The sequence below is a fragment of the Pseudarthrobacter sp. Hb11 genome, from assembly GCF_059383655.1.
This window is the reverse complement of the sequence record NZ_JBWZCM010000001.1, coordinates 610978-630512: the sequence shown is the minus strand read 5'-3', so window position 1 is coordinate 630512 and position 19535 is coordinate 610978. Positions and strand designations below refer to the sequence as shown.

General features: G+C 65.6%; 18 protein-coding genes and 1 pseudogene. 15 read left to right on the top strand and 4 right to left on the bottom strand.

What is annotated here, in order from left to right; genetic code table 11:
- The first annotated feature begins 9 nt into the window (after nt 1–9).
- From AC50X7_RS02995 to AC50X7_RS02980, 4 genes and pseudogenes are all read left to right on the top strand, one after another.
- Nucleotides 10–753: a DUF5998 family protein gene (locus tag AC50X7_RS02995; protein ID WP_494977675.1), complete on the top strand. Its 744-nt coding sequence runs from the start codon at nt 10–12 to the stop codon at nt 751–753.
- The gene (locus AC50X7_RS02990; RefSeq protein ID WP_494977674.1) at nt 753–1982 is read left to right on the top strand and encodes an alkaline phosphatase family protein; all 1230 of its coding nucleotides are present in this window, start codon (nt 753–755) and stop codon (nt 1980–1982) included. The genes AC50X7_RS02995 and AC50X7_RS02990 overlap by 1 nt, the downstream gene beginning before the upstream one ends.
- Nucleotides 1975–2706 carry a thymidine kinase gene (locus AC50X7_RS02985; RefSeq protein WP_494977673.1) on the top strand — a complete coding sequence of 244 codons (732 nt, stop codon included), beginning with the start codon at nt 1975–1977 and terminating at the stop codon, nt 2704–2706. The genes AC50X7_RS02990 and AC50X7_RS02985 overlap by 8 nt, the downstream gene beginning before the upstream one ends.
- Before the next feature lie 90 nt (nt 2707–2796).
- Nucleotides 2797–3005 (top strand): annotated as a pseudogene (locus AC50X7_RS02980) (HNH endonuclease signature motif containing protein); the annotation flags it as partial.
- Nucleotides 3006–3107: 102 nt separating this feature from the next.
- Here AC50X7_RS02980 and sepH read toward each other — a convergent pair.
- Nucleotides 3108–4490: a septation protein SepH gene (gene sepH, locus AC50X7_RS02975; RefSeq protein WP_494977672.1), complete on the bottom strand. Its 1383-nt coding sequence runs from the start codon at nt 4488–4490 to the stop codon at nt 3108–3110.
- Between the two features lie 226 nt (nt 4491–4716).
- On the opposite strand from sepH, the gene AC50X7_RS02970 reads away from it, so the two are divergent.
- A complete protein-coding gene (locus tag AC50X7_RS02970; RefSeq protein ID WP_494977671.1) occupies nt 4717–5016 on the top strand; it encodes a DUF4193 domain-containing protein in 300 nt (99 codons plus the stop codon).
- A 109-nt stretch (nt 5017–5125) separates the two neighbouring features.
- Here the strand turns inward: AC50X7_RS02970 and AC50X7_RS02965 are convergent, their stop codons facing one another.
- Nucleotides 5126–5614 (bottom strand): DUF3093 domain-containing protein, encoded by a 489-nt coding sequence (locus tag AC50X7_RS02965; protein ID WP_494977670.1) that lies wholly within the window; start codon nt 5612–5614, stop codon nt 5126–5128.
- Between the two features lie 139 nt (nt 5615–5753).
- Between AC50X7_RS02965 and dut the strand changes: the two genes are divergently transcribed.
- From dut to AC50X7_RS02945, 4 genes are all read left to right on the top strand, one after another.
- Nucleotides 5754–6296: a dUTP diphosphatase gene (gene dut, locus AC50X7_RS02960; protein ID WP_307095389.1), complete on the top strand. Its 543-nt coding sequence runs from the start codon at nt 5754–5756 to the stop codon at nt 6294–6296.
- A 117-nt stretch (nt 6297–6413) separates the two neighbouring features.
- Entirely contained in the window at nt 6414–7127 is a 714-nt protein-coding gene (locus AC50X7_RS02955; RefSeq protein WP_494977669.1) for a DUF3710 domain-containing protein, read from the top strand.
- Between the two features lie 4 nt (nt 7128–7131).
- The gene (locus AC50X7_RS02950) at nt 7132–7482 is read left to right on the top strand and encodes a single stranded DNA-binding domain-containing protein (RefSeq protein WP_494977668.1); all 351 of its coding nucleotides are present in this window, start codon (nt 7132–7134) and stop codon (nt 7480–7482) included.
- Nucleotides 7479–8333, top strand: coding sequence for a DUF3159 domain-containing protein (locus AC50X7_RS02945; protein WP_494977667.1), 855 nt, complete (start codon nt 7479–7481; stop codon nt 8331–8333). Before AC50X7_RS02950 ends, AC50X7_RS02945 begins: the two co-directional genes overlap by 4 nt.
- A gap of 4 nt (nt 8334–8337) precedes the next feature.
- On the opposite strand, the gene AC50X7_RS02940 is transcribed toward AC50X7_RS02945, so the two are convergent.
- Nucleotides 8338–9078 (bottom strand): potassium channel family protein, encoded by a 741-nt coding sequence (locus tag AC50X7_RS02940; protein WP_494977666.1) that lies wholly within the window; start codon nt 9076–9078, stop codon nt 8338–8340.
- The gene (locus tag AC50X7_RS02935) at nt 9075–9749 is read right to left on the bottom strand and encodes a potassium channel family protein (RefSeq protein WP_494977665.1); all 675 of its coding nucleotides are present in this window, start codon (nt 9747–9749) and stop codon (nt 9075–9077) included. The genes AC50X7_RS02940 and AC50X7_RS02935 overlap by 4 nt, the downstream gene beginning before the upstream one ends.
- Before the next feature lie 120 nt (nt 9750–9869).
- Here AC50X7_RS02935 and AC50X7_RS02930 point away from each other — a divergent pair, with 120 nt between their 5' ends.
- From AC50X7_RS02930 to AC50X7_RS02905, 6 genes are all read left to right on the top strand, one after another.
- Complete coding sequence (locus tag AC50X7_RS02930) at nt 9870–11846, top strand: APC family permease (RefSeq protein ID WP_494977664.1); 1977 nt, start codon at nt 9870–9872, stop codon at nt 11844–11846.
- Nucleotides 11843–13249 carry a class I SAM-dependent RNA methyltransferase gene (locus AC50X7_RS02925; protein WP_494977663.1) on the top strand — a complete coding sequence of 469 codons (1407 nt, stop codon included), beginning with the start codon at nt 11843–11845 and terminating at the stop codon, nt 13247–13249. The genes AC50X7_RS02930 and AC50X7_RS02925 overlap by 4 nt, the downstream gene beginning before the upstream one ends.
- 165 nt (nt 13250–13414) lie before the next feature.
- Entirely contained in the window at nt 13415–16240 is a 2826-nt protein-coding gene (locus tag AC50X7_RS02920) for an aconitate hydratase (protein WP_494977662.1), read from the top strand.
- Between the two features lie 143 nt (nt 16241–16383).
- On the top strand, nt 16384–18357 hold the full coding sequence (gene dxs, locus AC50X7_RS02915; RefSeq protein ID WP_494977661.1) for a 1-deoxy-D-xylulose-5-phosphate synthase: 1974 nt from the start codon (nt 16384–16386) through the stop codon (nt 18355–18357).
- On the top strand, nt 18354–18971 hold the full coding sequence (locus AC50X7_RS02910) for a DUF402 domain-containing protein (protein WP_494977660.1): 618 nt from the start codon (nt 18354–18356) through the stop codon (nt 18969–18971). Before dxs ends, AC50X7_RS02910 begins: the two co-directional genes overlap by 4 nt.
- Nucleotides 18968–19528 (top strand): hypothetical protein, encoded by a 561-nt coding sequence (locus AC50X7_RS02905; protein ID WP_307095373.1) that lies wholly within the window; start codon nt 18968–18970, stop codon nt 19526–19528. Before AC50X7_RS02910 ends, AC50X7_RS02905 begins: the two co-directional genes overlap by 4 nt.
- The last annotated feature ends 7 nt before the right edge of the window (nt 19529–19535 follow it).

The window sequence follows — 19535 nt, the reverse complement described above, 5'->3', positions numbered from 1 at the left end:
AATGGGGGAATGAGCTCTCAGCCTTCCGCTTCGGCGCCAGAAACGCCCGGCAATGAAACCCAGGCAGTCCGCCACCACAGCTCACACAGCCACAGCGCCCAGGGCCAGAGCCTGGATGGCGCGCTGCAGAAGGCCGGCTTCTACCCCCTTCTCGTGGCCGATGTAGTCGACGACGCCCTGGACGGCCGCGACTGTGTTGCGCACCTGGTGCACCTGGAAACCCACTTCGACCGCGCCGAGGTCCGCCGCCACATCACGGTGCTGGTGCTCACCTCGGACATGCTGGTGATCACCCACGTGGACGACCAGCAGCTGGACGAGGCCGGCGAGCAGATCGTTGCCCAGATTTCCACAGAATCTGTCCCCGTAGCGCAGATCCGGTCCGTGGTCCTTAGCTACATGTACTCCCAGCCGCAGAACTACAAGCCCTCCGACCCTGTCCGCGAAGTAACACTCTCCATCGCCTGGTCCGGCGGCCAGCGGCTGGACATGGGTCCTGCCAGCTGCGGTGACCCGCAGTGCGAAGCGGACCACGGCTACAGCGGGACCATCGCCCAGGAGGACATCGTCCTCCGTATCAGCGCGGAGGCGGACGGCCTGCAGGCAGTCCAGGACGCCAAGCTCTTCGCCCGTGCGCTTCGTGCTGTGAACACCGGTTCCCCCGCGCCGCAGCCACACGTGCAGTCGATGGCGCCGCGGCCGCGGGCCGGAGTGTTCGGCAACCGCCTCAGCCGCGGGCACCAGCAGCGCTGATGCCCGAAGACCGCCACCCGAACGTTAACCTTTCCGCCCGGCCCCACCCTCAGGTTTTCCTGCCGGCCGCTCCTGCCTACGGTCAGCGCTCCATTGCCGAGGTGCTGACCAGCGCCGCGGCAAGCCTGGGCGTAGACGGGTTTGCGAACACCCTTGGCCTGCCTGCCGCCCCGCGCGTGTGTGTTGTGCTGGCCGACGGGCTGGGCCGGAACCTGCTGAAGCAGAAAGCAGCCCACACACCCTTCCTGCGCTCCGTTGTCCAGGCGGGGCAGGGCGAGGTGCCTGTTTGGCTGGATTCTGCGTTTCCTTCCACCACCGCAGCCGCCCTGGCGAGTTTCGGCACCGGCCTGGCCCCGGGCCAGCACGGCATGGTGGGCTATGACGTCCTCGACCCGGAGCAGGACAAGGTAGTCAACCTGCTCGGCAACTGGGATGCCGGCGTCGACCCCGCGGTATGGCAGCCTTTTCCCACCGTGCTGGAACGCGCGGCGGAACACGTGGAGGTCACCACGGTCAGCCTGCCGCAGTTCGGCGGCTCGCCCATGACCCGCGCAGCCTTGCGGGGCGGCAACTTTATCTCAGCCATTACCGCGCACGCCCGGACGGAAGCCGCCGCCGAGGCCATGTCCGCCGCCGGTCCGTCACTGATGTACTTCTACCTGAACGAGCTGGACAAGGCCGGGCACCGCTACGGCTGCCAGTCCGAGCAATGGGAGCACCAGCTCGAAGAGCTTGACGCCACCATGAAGCGGCTCAATGCTTCCCTCCCGGCCGGCACCACCATCCTGCTCACGGCCGACCACGGCATGCTGGACGTCCCCGAACAGCAACGAATCGACTTTTCCGCTGACCCCGCACTGGTGGAAGGCGTCCGGCATACGGCCGGGGAGCCTCGCATGGTCCACCTCTACCTTGAAGCCGGTATGGGGGAAGACGGCAGGGACCGGCTGCTCGCCGCGTGGCGGGCACGTTTCGGTGAAAAGGTGTGGGCGTTCACCCGCGAGGACGCATTGGCGGCGGGCTTGTTCGGCGCGGTTCGTCCCGCCGTTGAGGGCAGGATAGGTGACGTCATGATCGCGGCCCGGGACGCCGTCGCCCTTTATGACACCCGGCGCGTCCGTCCTACGGCCATGGAGGTTGTGGGCCAGCACGGCTCGCTCACCAAAGCCGAGCGGGAGGTTCCCCTGCTCTGCTTTACGGCTGGCGGCAGGAGTTCCCGCCGTGGCTGAACTCGTCTTTTTCTCTGGAACCATGGACTGCGGAAAGTCCACGCTTGCCCTGCAAATGGACCACAACCACCGGGCCCGGGGACGCGGCGGAGTGCGCTTCAGCCGCAACGACCGTGCCGGCGAATCACGCATCTCCAGCCGCCTTGGCCTGAAAACCGACGCAGTGGAAGTGGTGGACGGGACCGACTTCTGGGAGGAAGTCATGCTCCGGCGCACCCAGGGGCAGCGGGTGGACTACCTGATCTGTGATGAGGCCCAGTTTTACACGCCTGAGCAGGTGGAACAGCTGGCGAAGGTCGTGGACGAGATCGACGTGGACGTCTTCGCCTTCGGGATCACCGCCGATTTCCGTACCCGGCTGTTTCCCGGGTCGCAGCGGCTTGTCGAACTCGCTGACCGGGTGCAGGTGCTGCAGGTGGAGGCGCTGTGCTGGTGCGGCCGCCGTGCCACCCACAATGCTCGAACGGTCGACGGCGTGATGGTCACCGAAGGAGCGCAGGTGGTGGTGGGCGACGTGGATATGGCCGGAGATTCCGCCGCCGTTGAGCCTTCGGGGGACCACGTCCCTGTTGTGGGCTACGAGACCCTCTGCCGCCGGCACTACATGCGGCGCGTCACCGCGCACGGCGCGGCCCTGATGGGCCAGCAGGACCCGCTGCTGCCGTTCGAAGTGGACGCGTGCCTGTGGCGCGGCTCGGGTGGAACCGTAACCGCGGAGGCTTAGACCTGGCAACGCTCCGGTGCCGGGGCCATTTGCACGGAGGAATCCCGGACCCCTGCCCCAGCTGCGGGCGGATGTGGCCGCGGGCTGGCTGGCCCGATCCCGGCGTCGATGGCAAAGAAGCTGGTGGCCAACGGGGCCGGCTCGTTCCATCGGGTGCTGGTGGACCGCGGGACGGGGCACCGTTGGAGATCGGCCGCACCAGCTACCGGGTCAACAAGGCGATGCGGAGCTGCCTCAGCTTGAGGGACGGCAAATGCCCGATCCCCGGCTGCAGCAACAACTCCCCGGACAACGAAGCGGGCGGAGCGGCGAACGGCTGAGTCAAGTTATACCGAACGCCTTGCCGAACACACCGGGCTGAACCAAGAGTGGACGCGGCCTGATGTCATGCGGGAAAGGCGCTAATCTCCGCGAGTACCAAACACAATTTCGTCCCAGGACGGGACGCTGGAGCGCTTGGGCCTGCCCGGCTGGCGCTCAGGGGTGCCGGTTTCCGGCAACTGTCCTGTAGTGGGGGAGCTGTCGTCGTGCCGCGGCGCCTGGCGCCGGGGATTCCCGCCCAACAACTCGTTCAAACCTCCGCCGCTGGGAGGGTTGCCGTTAGGGCCAGTACCGTTACTGCTGCCGCTGGCGTCCCCATTCGCGGCTTCGGCGATGCTGTCGGAGGGACGCTGGGGGGACGCAACGATGGTGATTTCGCGGGTATTGGTGCTCACGCCGTCGTGCAGCTTCAAGGTGTCATCGACTGCGTCCCGGTGCGGAGGGATCAGGCTGAGGCGGGACAGCATGGAGGGCCTGGCGTCCCTCCTGCGGACAAAGGAGCTGCCCTGTGCCGCCGGACCCTCTGCAGCCGGTGCCTCCGGGATGTCATCCTGCGGCTCGTCAACCTGCTCCTCTGCTTCGGGCGCCACTTCCGACGGCCTCGGGTGGGCGGCCGGGACCCCGTGGGTCAGCAGCAGCGCCAAGGCGTCGTCCGAGTCCTCGTCCACTCCCAGGCGCTGCCCGCGGCGCGAGCGAAGCATGTCCAGGAGTCCGTCCGATTCCTTGCCGTCCGCCTGGCCGGCATCAGGTCCGGAACCGGGCGAAGGGCGGACCGAGTCCGCGTCGGCCTCGAAGTCGAAGGGGCGGTCGGAAACTGCCGAGAGCCTGCGCGCCGGGACAGGCCCGTCCAGGGGCTCGAGTTCGCTGAGCTGCTGCGCCCACCGGTTGGCGTTCTGCAGCGACTTCCTGGCTGGGCTGAAAGTCCACAATGCCGGAGGCTCTTCGCCAATGCCGGCTTTTCCGCCGGTATTCGTTGCGAAGCTTGCCTGCACAGTCCACGTTCCGTCCTGGCGCCGCCAGGAATCCCACTCCACGGTGGATGGATCAATGCCATGGGCTGACAGGCGGTGTGCCACCATGTCAGCCAGCGTGGCGGGGTTGTCACCGAAAGCAGACCGGTAGATGTCGTGGCCCGGCGAAGGCGAAGCTACTTCCACCTTGCGTGCCTGCTGGGCCACGTACTCGCGTTCCGCCAGGACGGGTCCCTCGTAGCGTTCCACCTTGGCCAGCGGCAGGCCGGACAGTTCCGCTACGTCAGCAGCGGTCGCACCAGCCCGGATGCGGGCCTGGATGTCCCTCGGGGACAAGGGAATGGCAGGCCGCTCGGCCGGCGGCCTCGCCGCTGACCTGCTCGCGGTCCTCAGCGCTTCGTCGATCGGCAGCTGGAACATCTCGCCGCCGGCACCGCTCAACAGGAGATGTGCTCCGTCGTCGTGCACGCCTACAAGCCGTAGATCCTGCATACAAATCCTCCACCCTGGCATTACTATCAATCGAAACTCTGCCACCCGCTGAACCCGTTTTGGCTCAAGGGGCAGGGCGCGCCGCGATATTCCGGCCCGGGCCGGGGCAGAGGGGGAACCCAAGGGCCAACGAAAGGCATGCCGCAGCCGGGCACAAACCCGCGGCGCCCGGCGTTATGAAGGGTGATGTTCACCGGCCGCCAAGAGGAAGAAGGATATGGCGACAATGGCCACCGACTACGATGCGCCGCGCAAGTCTGAGGAAGAGCTCGGAGAAGATTCCATCGAAGAGCTGAAGAGCCGGCGCTCGGACAAGCCGGTTGCGGTGGTGGACGAGGACGAAAGCGATCTGGCTGCCGGCTACGATCTGCCCGGCGCGGACCTTTCCGGCGAAGAACTGACTGTTCAGGTGGTTCCCGCCCAGGCAGACGAGTTCACCTGTTCGTCATGCTTCCTGGTCCGGCACCGCTCCCAGATCGCACGTGAGAAAGACGGCCGGTTCTACTGCAAGGAGTGTGAAGGCTGATTTCCAGTCGGGCCCACGACAGTCGGGGCCGATGCAGCGGGCAAGCCGGGTGGGCAGGCAGGCCGGGATGCAGGCACTACGACGGCGGGAGTCCGACTGGCAGGGCACGTCACCTGCGCGACAGGGCCGCAGTCAGTTCATCCGGGTGCCGGGTGGAGGTGAGCCAGTACGGCGTCTGGTCCGAAGGATCCGTAATCCCGATCTTGACAACAGGGTCGATCCAGCCGCGGATACAGAGGTAGGCCAGCGCATTCAACCGGGTGCCACGTTCTGCTGTTGCCTCTGCACTCCGGAAACCTTCAACGGCGCCCACGAAGCGGCGCTCGATGCTGGCCCGTCCCACAGTCAGGGCTTCGTCGGTAACCACGATGGCCGGCGTGGACAGGATCAGGAGAACAGCCATGATGACAAAGAGCACTGCTGCAGCCGTGAAACCCGCTGCTGCGCTGATGGGTGCGAACATCAGGATGCCGGCTCCGGCCACGCCCGCAGCGATGATCCAGATCCATACGTTGGGCCAGAGTTTCTCCCTGTAGATCACCGCAGCCCCGGTGGATGGTTTCTGGGGAACGGGCGCGGAGGAACTTGATTCGGGCATGTGCCAAGCTTTCCATCTTTGCCCTGCTATTTCATCTCGGGTTGAACCGTCCCCGGACCGGCATTTCATTGCACGATGCAGCGGCCGGCAGGTGCCCAGCCTAGGACTGATTTGGGGGCGCGGGTTAGAGTGAGTGACTGTGACTGATCATCCCGCCACAGTAGATACTTTCCCTGACGAAGCAGCCGCAGCCGGCTTTGCCGCTCCCGCCGCGGTTCCAGGCGCTCCCACCCTGCAGGTCCAGCTGAAGATGCTGGATCCGGACCTTGAGGCACCGTCCTATGCCCACCCGGGAGACGCCGGCGCCGACCTTCGTGCCCGCGTGGACGTTGTGCTGCAGCCGGGGGAGCGGAAGCTGGTCCCCACGGGAGTGGCCATTGCCCTCCCGGAAGGCTTCGTGGCTTTGATCCATCCCCGCTCGGGCCTGGCCACCAAGCACGGCCTGACCATCGTGAACGCGCCGGGAACAGTGGATGCGGGCTACCGCGGCGAGATCGCTGTCACCCTTCTGAACACCGATGCGAAGCAAAGCATCGAACTGCGCCGCGGCGATAGAATTGCCCAGATGGTCATTCAGCGCGTGGAGTACGCGCAGTTTATCCCCGTCAACGAATTGAGCGGATCCGTACGTGGCACAGGAGGTTTCGGCTCCACCGGCGGCTTCAACGTGCCGGACGCTTGACCTTCAGCTCTTCCCTCACCCGTTCTTCCGTTCCGGCACACGCATGCCGGACGGCAACAGAGCACGACGGCGGGACCCCCACGGGCCGGCCCGGCAACCAACTAAGGAGACACCCCAATGGTCTTTGGGCTCGGCAGGAAAGCCAAGAAGGAACAAGCAGCCGAACCGGACGAACTGTCGACTTCGGCAGAGACCGCGGAGGAGACAGCGGACAATGCTGGACCCCGCTCGAGTGGCCCGTTCGACGAATCCGAAATCAGCAGCCGCGATGGCTATGTTGATCTGGGTGCGCTCCTGATCACCCCGAGCGAGGGGCTCCAGCTCCGGCTCGAGGTGGAAGAGGCCACCCAGCGGGTGGTTGCGGTCACCCTGGACCTCAACGGCTCCAGCCTCCAGCTCCAGGCTTTCGCAGCGCCGAAAAGCGAGGGACTCTGGGACGAGATCCGCGAGCAGATTGGCCAGTCCGTCGGAGCCCAGGGCGGGCAGGTCGAGGAGGTCGAAGGCATCTACGGCACCGAACTCGTCGCGAAGCTGCCGGCTGGACTGCCGGACGGCAGCCAGGGCTATCGGGTGGCACGCTTTATTGGAGTGGACGGCCCCCGCTGGTTCCTGCGAGGTGTACTGGGCGGAGCCGCCGCCATGGAACGAACGGCCGCTGAACCCCTCGAAACCCTGTTCCGCCAGGTAGTTGTGGTCCGCGGCGACAGCCCCATGCCGCCTCGCGACCTGCTGCAGCTCCGGCTGCCCAAGGACGCCACCGCTACACCGCCGCCTGCTGCGTCTGCACTTCAGGAACCTGAACGTGGTCCTGAAATTACCCAGATTGGCTAATGGCGTGCCGGGGGGAGCCCCGCTGAACGAAAGCGACGATGTTCCCCTCAACCGGTTGCCGGTCAAAGGCCGGGTGGTCTGCCGCGGCCGCATTGAATCCGTAACGTATGTTCCAGCGGACCAGACCGCGGCCTTCAGCGCCATGGTCTCGGACGCTGATCCCCGGGAACCAGGTGCCGGAGCCGCAGCCGGACCCCGCGGGCGTCTTCGTGTCGTGTGGCTGGGACGGCGGCGCGTATCTGGCATCGAAGCCGGCACCGAGGTGCGGCTCAAAGGAATGCTGTCCCGGGTAGACGGCCTGCCCACCATGTTTAACCCCCGCTACGAAATACTGTCCCGCCAGGAGAACGAATGACTGCGCCCACGCCCAACCCTTCCTCCGGTGCCGGCCCGAACAGGGCTGTCGGCCCGGATGGCGGCGGCCAGGGTGGGCTCCAGAACGGCGCGGGCCCGGACGATGCCAATAACAACGGGCAGTCGGGCGCCCCGGGCCAGGACGCCGCCAACCGGGACACATCCCCGGCAGCAGGTCTCGCTGCAGACTATGCCGCCAAAGCCGGGCTGCACCGAACCCACGACGGCCGGGTGGATGTGCTGCGCAGCGCCGGCGGCGTCCAGGGCATTGCCGAAAGCATCCTCCCGGGACTGTTGTTCCTCGTGACCTACACCATCACCCGGGACCTTACGGTTTCCCTTGTAGCCGCACTGGCATCTGCCGCGGTGTTCACCGTGGTCCGGCTGGTGCAGCGGCGTCCGCTGACGCAGGCACTGGCGGGAGTTGTGGGTGTCGGCATCTCCGCCTGGGTCGCCAACACCACCGGGAAAGCCGAGGACTTCTACCTGCCGGGCTTCTTCACCAACGCCGCCTACATCGTTGCCATGGTGATTTCGATCGCCGTCAAATGGCCGGTGGCCGGGCTGCTCTTTGGATTCATCCGCAACGAAGGCCTCGACTGGCGCAAGGACCCTGCCCGGGTCAAGGCCTACCGGATTGGCACCTGGATCATCGTCGCCGTATTGGTGCTCAGGCTTGTGGTGCAGGTACCCCTCTACCTGCTGGGGCCGGACGGGCTCGCCGCGCTGGCAACCACCAGGCTCATCATGAGTACCCCGCTTTACATCCTGGGAGTCTGGATCGCCTGGCTCGTCACCAAGCCAGCTCCGGCTGACGACGGGACGGCGGACGGCGCCCCCGCCAAAGGCTAGGCGCCTAGCCGTCGAACCCGTCGTCCTCAGGACCTTGCTGCTCCAGGTGCCCCGCGTCTTCTTCGGGCCGGGGCTGCGGCACATCCGTATCGGGGGAGAGCAGCGCCCGCAACTCGTCTTCTGCGGCGATGGTGGTGACAAAGAAGAGCTCGTCACCGCCGTCGATGACGTCGTCCCGGCTGGGTGTAATCGGGGCGTGGTCCCGCAGGATGGCCACCAGCGTGGAGTCCTCCGGCCAGCGGATTTCCCCTACAGTCCGGCCGATCACATGGGAATCATGCGGAACAGTGAACTCCACCAGTGAGGACACACCCGTCTGAAGGGTGAGGAGCCGGACCAGGTCGCCGATTTCGACAGCTTCCTCTACCAGCGCTGTCATCAGCTGCGGCGTGTTGACTGCCACGTCCACGCCCCACGAATCGTTGAACATCCAGTCGTTCTTGGGATTGTTGACGCGGCCCACTGTGCGGCCGACGCCAAACTCAGTCTTGGCCAGCAACGAAACCACAAGGTTCACCTTGTCGTCACCGGTGGCGGATACCACCACGTCCGCGTCCTCCACCTTGGCGCCCTGCAGCGTGCTCAGCTCGCACGCGTCGCCTACCAGCCAATGGGCGCCACGGAGTCCACTCCGCCCAATGACCTCCGGCTTGAGGTCGATCAGCAGGATCTCGTGCTTGTGCGCCAGCAATTCCCTGGCGATGGACGAACCGACGCTGCCGGCACCCACGATCACGACTTTCACTGCAACTCCTTGGCGGGGGCTTTGGCCAGGATCTGGGCCACGTGGGCGCTGCGGTCAACCTGCAGCATGGCGTGCACGGTGTCGCCGTCCTGGTACGCGGTTCCGGCGTCGGGCAGTAATCCTTCACCGAACCGGGTGAGGTAGGCAATACGGATGTTCGCCGCCTTTTCGATGGTGCTGATCCGATGGCCGATCCAGCCGGCGTCGAGATCCAGCTCGGCGAGCACCAGGCGCCCGGACGGCTCCCGGAAGTCCCCGGCCAGGTGCTGTTCCGGAAGGATACGGCGCAGCACCTGGTCAGCGCTCCAGCGGACCGCCGCCACCGTGGGGATACCAAGGCGCTGGTAGATCTCGGCACGGCCGGGATCGTAAATCCGGGCCACCACATGGGGCACATGGAAGGTCTCCCTGGCCACGCGGGTGGCCAGGATGTTGGAATTGTCGCCGCTGGAGACTGCAGCGAAGGCGTACGCCTCGGCAACCCCGGCCTGCTTCAGGGTGTCGCGGTCAAAGCCGACTCCGGTGACCTTGCGCCCGGTGAAACCCTGGCGGAGCCTGCGGAAAGCGCGGTCGTCCTGGTCGATGATGGCTACGGAATGCCCGGCGTCCTCGAGCGTGTGCGCCAGCGTAGCCCCCACCCGGCCACATCCCATGATCACGAAATGCGCCACCAGTATCTCCTCTGTATATTTCCCCACGGTCCTGCCGCTAGAACTCTACCGTCAGCGTCCCGCATCCGGCTGTCCACGGGCTGTCATGACACAGCCCGGGAATCAGACTAGCTTTGTGGGGTGCTGACAATATTGAACGCCGCGAAGCGCGTGCTCGTGGGCAGGCCGTTCCGGAACGACCGGATGGCCCATACGCTGCTTCCCAAGCGGATCGCACTCCCGGTGTTCGCCTCCGACGCCCTGTCATCCGTGGCCTACGCCCCTGATGAGATCCTGCTCACCCTCGCTTTGGCCGGTGTCAGTGCGGTGGCGTTTTCACCCTGGGTGGGCCTGGCCGTCATGGTGGTCCTGCTCACGGTTGTAGCCTCCTACCGGCAGAACGTCCACGCCTACCCCTCCGGCGGCGGGGACTATGAGATTGCCGGCGAGAACCTGGGGAAGTACGCAGGTCTCACCGTGGCATCGGCCCTCCTGGTGGACTATGTCCTGACTGTTGCGGTGTCAATGTCCTCGGCCGCCGCCTATGTCACCACCGCCATCCCGGCACTCCACGGCCAGCAGGCCATGATTGCCACCATCGGCGTGGTGGTCCTGGCGCTGGTGAACCTGCGCGGCGTTAAAGAGGCCGGGAGCGTGTTCGCCGTCCCCACCTACATCTTTATGGCCTCGATCCTGGGCATGACGGCAGTGGGCCTCTTCCAGGCGGCCACCGGCCAGCTGGGCGAAGCGCCCTCCGCAGCTTTCACCATCGTGCCGGCCCCTGGCTTCGACGAAGGGCTGGTGGGGCTCGCCGGCGCCTTCCTCCTGCTGCGCGCATTCTCCTCCGGCGCCGCGGCACTCACCGGCGTTGAAGCCATCAGCAACGGCGTCCCCAACTTCAGGCCGCCGAAAAGCAAAAACGCGGCAACCACGCTGCTGCTCCTGGGCGTGATCGGTGCATCCATGCTCGCTGGGATCATGTACCTGGCCAACGCCACCAAGGTCCACATCGTCCTGGACCCCGCCACGGAGTTCCTGCTGAACGGCAGCCCGCTTCCGGAGGGCTACATCCAGACCCCCGCCATCAGTCAGATAGCCCAGACCATTTTTGGTCCGGGATCCATACTGTTCTACATTGTGGTGGCCGCCACCGGCATCATCCTGGTGTTCGCCGCCAACACCGCCTTCAACGGCTTTCCCGTCCTTGGCTCCATCCTCGCCCAGGACGGCTACCTGCCGCGCCAGCTGCGCACCAGGGGCGACAGGCTGGCCTTCAGCAACGGTGTCCTTGCCCTCGCCGCAGGAGCGCTGGTGCTCATCCTCGCCTTTAATGCCGACGTCACCAAGCTCATCCAGCTCTACATCGTGGGCGTCTTTATCTCCTTCACGGCCAGCCAGCTGGGGATGATCCGGCACTGGGGCCGGCAGCTGAAGCTGGCAAGGGACAAAGGCGTCCGACGCCGGATGGCCAAGTCGCGTGCCATCAACAGCATCGGCTTCGGCATGACCGCCCTGGTACTGGTCATTGTGCTGGTCACCAAGTTCGAGCAGGGCGCATGGATTGCCCTGCTCGCCATGTTCGTCCTCTTCCTGATCATGTGGAGCATCAGGGCTCACTACGACAACGTGGCCAGGGAACTGGCAGTGGATGAGGACTCCTCCCCGCGGGCCCTGCCCACCCGGGTGCATGCCGTGCTGCTGGTGTCCCATGTGCGCAAGCCCGTCCTTCGGGCTCTTGCCTACGCCAGGGCCTCCCGGCCATCGAGGCTGGATGCGGTCACGGTGGACATCGACGCCGAAGAAACCGCCGGCACGGTAGCCGATTGGGAAAAGCTCGACATTCCCGTGCCGCTGACGGTGCTGGCCAGCCCCTACCGTGAGACAGTCACTCCCATCATGGAGTACGTCAAACAGATGCGGCGCGACTCGCCGCGGGACCTGATCGTCGTCTACATTCCCGAATACGTCGTGGGCAAGTGGTGGGAGCAACTGGTCCACAACCAGACCGCGCTGCGCATCAAGACCCGGCTCCACTTCGAGCCCGGCGTCATGGTGGCCAGTGTTCCGTGGCAGCTCAAATCATCCGAAGAAGCAAAGAACCTGCAGGACATCCAATGAACGCGAAGACACAGACCCAGTCGGCACTGACCGGAGAAGCCGGCACAGAAGTAGTGCTCGACGTCGGACCCGTCGCCCACGGCGGCCACTGCGTCGCGCGGCACGAAGGACGCGTCATCTTTGTCCGGCACTCCATCCCGGGTGAGAAAGTGCGGGCGCGGCTGACGGATGCTGACGACAAGGCCAAGTTCTGGCGTGCCGACGTGGTCGAAGTGATCGAGGCATCACCGGACCGGGTGGACCACTTCTGGCACCCCGCGGATTCGCTCCGCGCCTGGCGCCACGGACACCCGCCCGTAGGCGGCGCCGAGTTCGGCCACATTACCCTTGCCCGCCAGCGCAGCCTCAAGGCGGACGTGCTCATGGAGCAACTCAACCGGCTCGCCGGCGTCGGGGAGCTCCCGGCCGGCTGGACCGGCACCGTGGAAGCCGCGGGCGGCAGCCCCTCGCCGGACGCAGGCGCTGCGGTAACGCACGACGGCGGTGACGGCCTCCGCTGGCGGACGCGCGCCAGTTTTTCGGTCACCCCCGCCGGCAAGCTCGGTATGCATGCGCACCGCTCAGGACAGATCATTCCCATCCATGAGATGCCGCTGGCCATCGACGCCATCAACAACCTGCGCCTGTGGGACATCGACCTGCAGGGTGTAGACCGCGTTGAAGTGGCTGCTCCGGCCAACGGTTCACGGCCATTGGTGCTGCTGGCTCCCGCCGAGGGGACCAAGCCCAAGCGCCTTGGCGCCATCGCGGCGAACCTTCCCGCTGACGTTTCCGTTGCAGCCTTCGACCCCACCACCGAGGAAGTGCAACAGTTGCGGGGCAGGCTGTGGGTGCAGGAGTCTGCCGCCGGGCACGAGTACCGGGTCACCGGCGCCGGGTTCTGGCAGATCCACCGCGACGCGCCCGGGGCTCTTGTGTGGGCCGTCACAGAATTCTTGCAGGGCGGCGGCTTCCTCCACCCCGGCGCAGTTGTGGCTGACCTGTACGCGGGAGCCGGGCTGTTCACCGCCGTCCTGGCCGACGCGGTGGGGGAGACGGGGTCCGTCCTTTCAGTGGAAGGCGCTCCCGGAACCAGCCGGGACGCACGCAAGAACCTCCACGCAGCGCCCCAGGTGGAGATCGTCCAAGGCCGCGTTGAGCGCGTCCTTCGCCAGAAACCGCGGGACTTCGACGCCCTGCTCCTTGATCCGCCGCGCGCCGGGGCCGGAAAGGCAGTGGTGAACCAGCTTGTTGCGGCGGGACCGCGCGCCATCGCCTACGTATCGTGCGATCCGGCGTCGTTCGCCCGTGACGTGGGGTACTTCCGCCAGGCCGGCTGGGAGCTCGCGGGCCTCCGGGCCTTCGACCTCTACCCCCACACCCATCACCTGGAGACGGTGGCGCTGCTGACTCCGCGTCCCTGATGCCGAAACAGGTATCGACTACTATGGCGGTAGTAGTCCCACGTCGCGCTCCGTAATCACGGCCGGCCGTGTGCAATTTTCGGGCCCTGTGCTAATTAGGGCCTCCTAACTAGCAGGCGGTCAACCGCGCGACAAAGATGAAACTGTTGCGAGAGGAGTCCTGCGATGAGCACTGTGGACAGCTTCGGTTCAAAAGGCAAACTTAATGTAGCCGGAACCGATTATGAAATTTTCCGGTTGAACTCCGTTGAAGGTGCAGAAAACCTTCCGTTCAGCCTCAAGGTATTGCTTGAAAACCTGTTGAGGACCGAGGACGGCGCGAACATCACTGCCGATCACGTCCGCGCCTTGGCGGGCTGGGATCCCAACGCCCAGCCCAATACAGAAATCCAGTTCACGCCCGCACGCGTGATCATGCAGGACTTCACCGGCGTTCCCTGCGTGGTTGACCTGGCGACGATGCGTGAAGCGGTCAAGGAACTGGGCGGCGACCCCAAGCGGGTGAACCCCCTGGCGCCGGCCGAGATGGTGATCGACCACTCGGTCCAGATCGATGCCTTTGGCAACTCCGGCGCACTGGAGCGCAACATGGAGATCGAGTACCAGCGCAACGGGGAGCGGTACCAGTTCCTGCGCTGGGGCCAGACGGCCTTCGACGACTTCAAGGTGGTTCCCCCGGGAACCGGCATTGTGCACCAGGTCAACATCGAGTATCTGGCCCGCACCGTGATGACCCGCGAGGTTGACGGCGCCCTGCGGGCCTACCCGGACACCTGCGTGGGTACTGACTCACACACCACCATGGTCAACGGCATGGGTGTGCTCGGCTGGGGCGTCGGCGGCATCGAAGCCGAGGCTGCCATGCTGGGACAGCCCGTCTCCATGCTGATCCCGCGCGTCGTGGGCTTCAAACTGACTGGATCCATCCCGGCCGGTGCCACAGCAACCGACGTGGTGCTCACCATCACCGAGCAGCTCCGCAAGCACGGCGTTGTGGGCAAGTTCGTGGAGTTCTACGGCGAAGGCGTGGCCGCTGTGCCGCTCGCGAACCGCGCCACCATCGGCAACATGAGCCCGGAATTCGGTTCCACGGCTGCCATGTTCCCGATCGACGACGTCACTTTGGACTACCTCCGCCTCACCGGCCGTGCGGACCAGAACGTGGCCCTCGTGGAGGCCTACGCGAAGGAACAGGGCCTCTGGCACGATCCTTCCCGTGAGATCAAGTTCTCCGAATACCTGGAACTGGACCTGTCGACGGTAGTTCCGTCCATCGCCGGCCCCAAGCGCCCGCAGGACCGGATCGAACTGACCGAAGCCAAGGACGAGTTCCGGCACGACCTGAAGAACTACGTCGCACACGACGCAGACGCCGGCACCCTGGACGAATCACTCGAAGAAACCTTCCCGGCCTCCGACTCGCCCTCCTTCACCGCCGGAGCCACGCACATCTCCGACACGGACCGCGAGCCGGAGAAGTACGCGGCAGCCCACGGGGGAGCGGGACGCATCTCGCAGCCCGTTCCGGTCAAGATGGCTGACGGGCGCGAGTTCGAGCTGGACCACGGTGCGGTCACCATCGCTTCCATCACGTCCTGCACCAACACGTCCAACCCATCGGTCATGCTGGCCGCCGCGGTCCTGGCCCGCAACGCCGTGGACAAGGGCCTCACGTCCAAGCCGTGGGTCAAGACTTCCGTTGCGCCCGGCTCGAAGGTTGTCACCGACTACTACGAGAAGTCCGGCCTGACCCCGTACCTGGAGAAGCTCGGCTTCTACATCGTGGGCTACGGCTGCGCCACCTGTATCGGTAACTCCGGCCCGCTGGAAACCGAAGTCTCGGAAGCCATCCAGGCCAACGACCTCGCCGTCGCGGCCGTCCTCTCGGGCAACCGCAACTTCGAAGGCCGTATCAACCCGGACGTCAAGATGAACTACCTGGCCTCCCCGCCGCTGGTCATCGCCTACGCCCTGGCCGGTTCCATGGACTTCGACTTCGAAACCGACGCCCTGGGCCAGGACCAGGCCGGCAACGACGTCTTCCTGAAGGACATCTGGCCCAACCCGGTTGAGGTCCAGCAGGTCATCGATTCCTCGATCGACAAGGACATGTTCGCCAAGGGCTACGAAGGTGTCTTCGAGGGTGACGACCGCTGGAAGGCGCTCGACACTCCCGCCGGTGACACCTTCGCCTGGGATCCAAGCTCCACGTACGTCCGGAAGCCCCCGTACTTCGAGGGCATGCAGGCACAGCCGGAGCCGGTCCAGGACATCACGGGCGCCCGCGTGCTCCTGAAGCTGGGCGATTCGGTCACCACCGACCACATCTCCCCGGCCGGTTCCTTCAAGTCCGACACCCCTGCCGGCCAGTACCTGCTGGCCAACGGCGTGGAGCGCAAGGACTTCAACTCCTACGGTTCCCGCCGCGGCAACCACGAGGTGATGATTCGCGGAACGTTCGCGAACATCCGCATCAAGAACCAGATCCTGGACGGCGTCGAAGGTGGCTTCACCCGCGACTTCACCCAGGAAGGCGGCCCGCAGGCCTACGTCTACGACGCTGCGCAGAACTACCAGGCCGCCGGCACTCCGCTGGTTGTCCTGGCGGGCAAGGAATACGGTTCCGGATCCTCCCGTGACTGGGCTGCGAAGGGTACCGCGCTGCTGGGTGTCAAGGCTGTCATCGCCGAGAGCTACGAGCGGATCCACCGCTCCAACCTCATCGGCATGGGCGTCCTGCCGCTGCAGTTCCCGGCCGGCGAATCCGCTTCGACCCTGGGCCTGTCCGGCACGGAAACGTTCTCGGTTGAGGGCGTCACCGCCCTGAACGAGGGCACTACGCCGAAGACCCTCAAGGTCACCGCAACTGCCGAGGACGGCAGCTCGGTGACGTTCGACGCCGTCCTTCGCATCGATACCCCGGGTGAAGCGGACTACTACCGCAACGGTGGCATCCTGCAGTACGTTCTGCGCCAGATTTCCGCGAACTAGCGGTTTCTGCCCAGCACGCGCCACCTACCGAAGCCCCGGCCGGTCACCGACCAGCCGGGGCTTCGGCTTTGCTGGGTGAGTCTGGTCCTGCGGACCAAGGCGTTAGAGTTAAACGGCACGTCTACCACCCGAAGGAGGGGTCGTTGGGAATCTTGGACACCATCCGGAATCCGCAGGACCTGAACGAGTTGTCCGAAGAACAGTTGAAGCAGCTGGCTTCGGAGGTCAGGGATTTCCTGATCACGAACGTCTCCCAGACGGGCGGGCACCTCGGACCCAACCTTGGTGTGGTGGAGCTGACGCTTGCCGTGCACCGCGTCTTCGATTCGCCCCGCGACAGCATCGTTTTTGACACCGGCCACCAGTCGTACGTCCACAAACTGCTGACCGGCCGCCAGGACTTCAGCACCCTGCGCCAGGAGGGCGGCATGTCCGGCTACCCGTCCCGGGCCGAATCCGAGCACGACATCGTGGAAAGCTCCCACGCTTCCTCGTCGCTGTCCTGGGCCGACGGTATCTCCCGCGCCCGGCAGCTGACCGGTGAAGGCGACCGGCACGTCGTCGCCGTTGTCGGGGACGGTGCCCTCACGGGCGGCATGGCCTGGGAGGCCATCAACAACATCGCCGCGGACAAGCGGCGCCGGGTGGTCATTGTGGTCAATGACAATGGCCGGTCCTACGCCCCCACGGTGGGCGGCTTTGCCGACTACCTCGCCTCCTTGCGTCCCACCATCGATTCCTTCCGCACGGCTCCTGCCTACGAGGTGGCGCTGGACTGGTGGAAGAAGAAGCTGCAGGACGGCGGCCCGGTGGGGCAGTTCACCTACAAGAGCCTGCATGCCATGAAGAAGGGCATCAAGGACTGGTGGGCGCCGCAGGGCATGTTCGAGGACCTCGGCATGAAGTACATCGGGCCGGTGGATGGCCACAACCTCCAGGCCATGGAGCACGCCTTGTCCACAGCGAAGCACTACGCCGGCCCCGTGATCGTCCATGCCATGACCGAAAAGGGCCATGGCTATGCTCCAGCGCGGGCACACGAAGCTGACCAGTTCCACGCCGTGGGCATCATCGACCCCGAAACCGGTGAACCTACCGGCACCGCCGGCGCCCAGTCCTGGACCTCCGTTTTCGCGGACGAGATTGCCGCCATCGCCGATGAGCGCAAGGACGTCGTCGGCATCACCGGCGCCATGCTTATTCCCGTGGGTCTGCACAAGTTCGCGGCCCGGCACCCGGACCGGGTCATCGACGTCGGAATCGCCGAACAGCACGCCCTGACTTCCGCGGCCGGCATGGCCTTTGGCGGCCTGCACCCTGTGGTTGCCGTCTACGCCACCTTCCTGAACCGGGCCTTCGACCAGCTCCTGATGGATGTCGCCCTGCACAAGGCCGGTGTCACCATCGTCCTGGACCGGGCAGGCGTCACCGGACCGGACGGCGCCAGTCACCACGGCATGTGGGACATGTCAATGGTCCAGATCGTCCCGGGCCTCCACCTGGCCGCTCCCCGTGATGCCAGCAGGCTGCGGGAGGAACTCCGCGAAGCCGTGGCCATCAGCGACGCGCCTACCGTGGTCCGCTTTTCCAAGGGATCCGTCGGCGCCGAAGTGGAAGCCCTCGAGCGCCTCAGCGACGGCGTGGACGTCCTGTCCCGCCGGCCCAGCGGTGCCACCGAGAACGACGTCCTGATCATCTCCGTGGGTGCCATGTCCGAACTCGCCCTCGACGTCTCCAACCGCCTCGGCGCGCAGGGCATCAGCACCACCGTGGTGGACCCGCGCTGGGTGCTGCCCGTCCCGCGCTCCATCATCGCGCTGGCATCGCACCACCGCCTCGTTATTTGCATTGAGGACGGCGTCCGTGCCGGCGGCGTGGGCTCCAGGATCCGCCAGGAAATGCGCGCCGCAGGCGTGGACACCGCGTTGAACGAGGTGGGCCTGCCGGTCGAATTCCTGGACCACGGCACACGCAAGCAGGTGCTGGAACGCGTTGGCCTCACGGCCCAGCAGATAACGCACGACGTCGTTGCCCAGGTTCTCGGGACAAAGGTCCCGTTCGCGCGCCCCCTGCCCGGCCAGCAGCATCCCACCACCGGCAGCCTTCCGATCCTGTGAGGGGAGAGGATCTGCTGAAGTATCCGGGCGTGATGGGGGAGCCGGACGCTGAAGACCAGCCCGGGGCAAGCCGCGAACCACGGCATCTGGAGCCCGGCCAGCTGGTCGTGGCCCGGAACCGCAAGTGGAACGGCAAGGCGCACTGGGTGGTCCCCGGGCGGTACCTGGGTGAAGACCGCCACGGCTGGTGGATCTTCCAAGGAACCAACGAGTTCTGCTCACGGCCCGGCGCTGCCTTCTATACCAAGTCTGACGCCGTCCTCCTGGTTCCGCGCGAGGGCGACTGGGTAGCCACGTTCTATGACGACGCACACCCGGGCGGTGTACAGATCTACATCGACCTGGCCGTGGCGCACGAATGGCAGCCCATCCGGCCGGCCGTGACGGAATTCCACGTCATCGACATGGACCTGGACGTGGTCAGGACAGCAGAGCGCGGCGTGTTCATCGACGACGAGGACGAGTTCGCCGAACACCGCGTGGCCATGGATTACCCGCCAGCCCTGGTGGAAACACTTCAGGTCTGCGCGGACCAGCTTTACCAGGCCGTCAAGGCGCAGCAGGCACCCTTCGACGGCACCGACGTCGAATGGTTTACAAAGGGACGGTCATGAGCGGAATTGTCAGGGTCTACAAACGCGACGAAGAGGGCACCCTCCACTTCCGGGAGGCCTGGTTCGATGAGGACTACCAGCAGTTCGTCATGAATTACGGAGCGGTAGGGCACCAGAGCAAAACCGAGGAGACCGACGTCCCGGACGCCGAGGCGGCCGAGGGCCTCCTGGACGCGTTTGCTTCACAATGTGCTGAGGACGGCTACGCGGAGATCCCGGATGAAGAACAATTTTGGGTCGTGGCCCAGTTCGCGCTCAAAACCAGGGAAGGCACCGACAGGGACCGCTACCTGGAAGAGAAGGCCACGGACGCCCTCATCAGCCACCTCGCCTGGCGCGGACTCGGAACGGTGGAACGGTCCGAGTTCACGGACTACAAGCTCAACATCTTCTGCCTCTGCCCCGACGTCAACAAGGCCGTCAACGCCATCAAGGTCTGCAGCCGCGGCGAAGACCTGGACTTCACCAAGCTCAGTATCGGCGCAGCGCCCCACAGCGATCCGCAGAACTTCAAGCTCAAGCACTCCGCCAAGCCTGCCAACACCTTCAGCCTTTAGAAGCGTT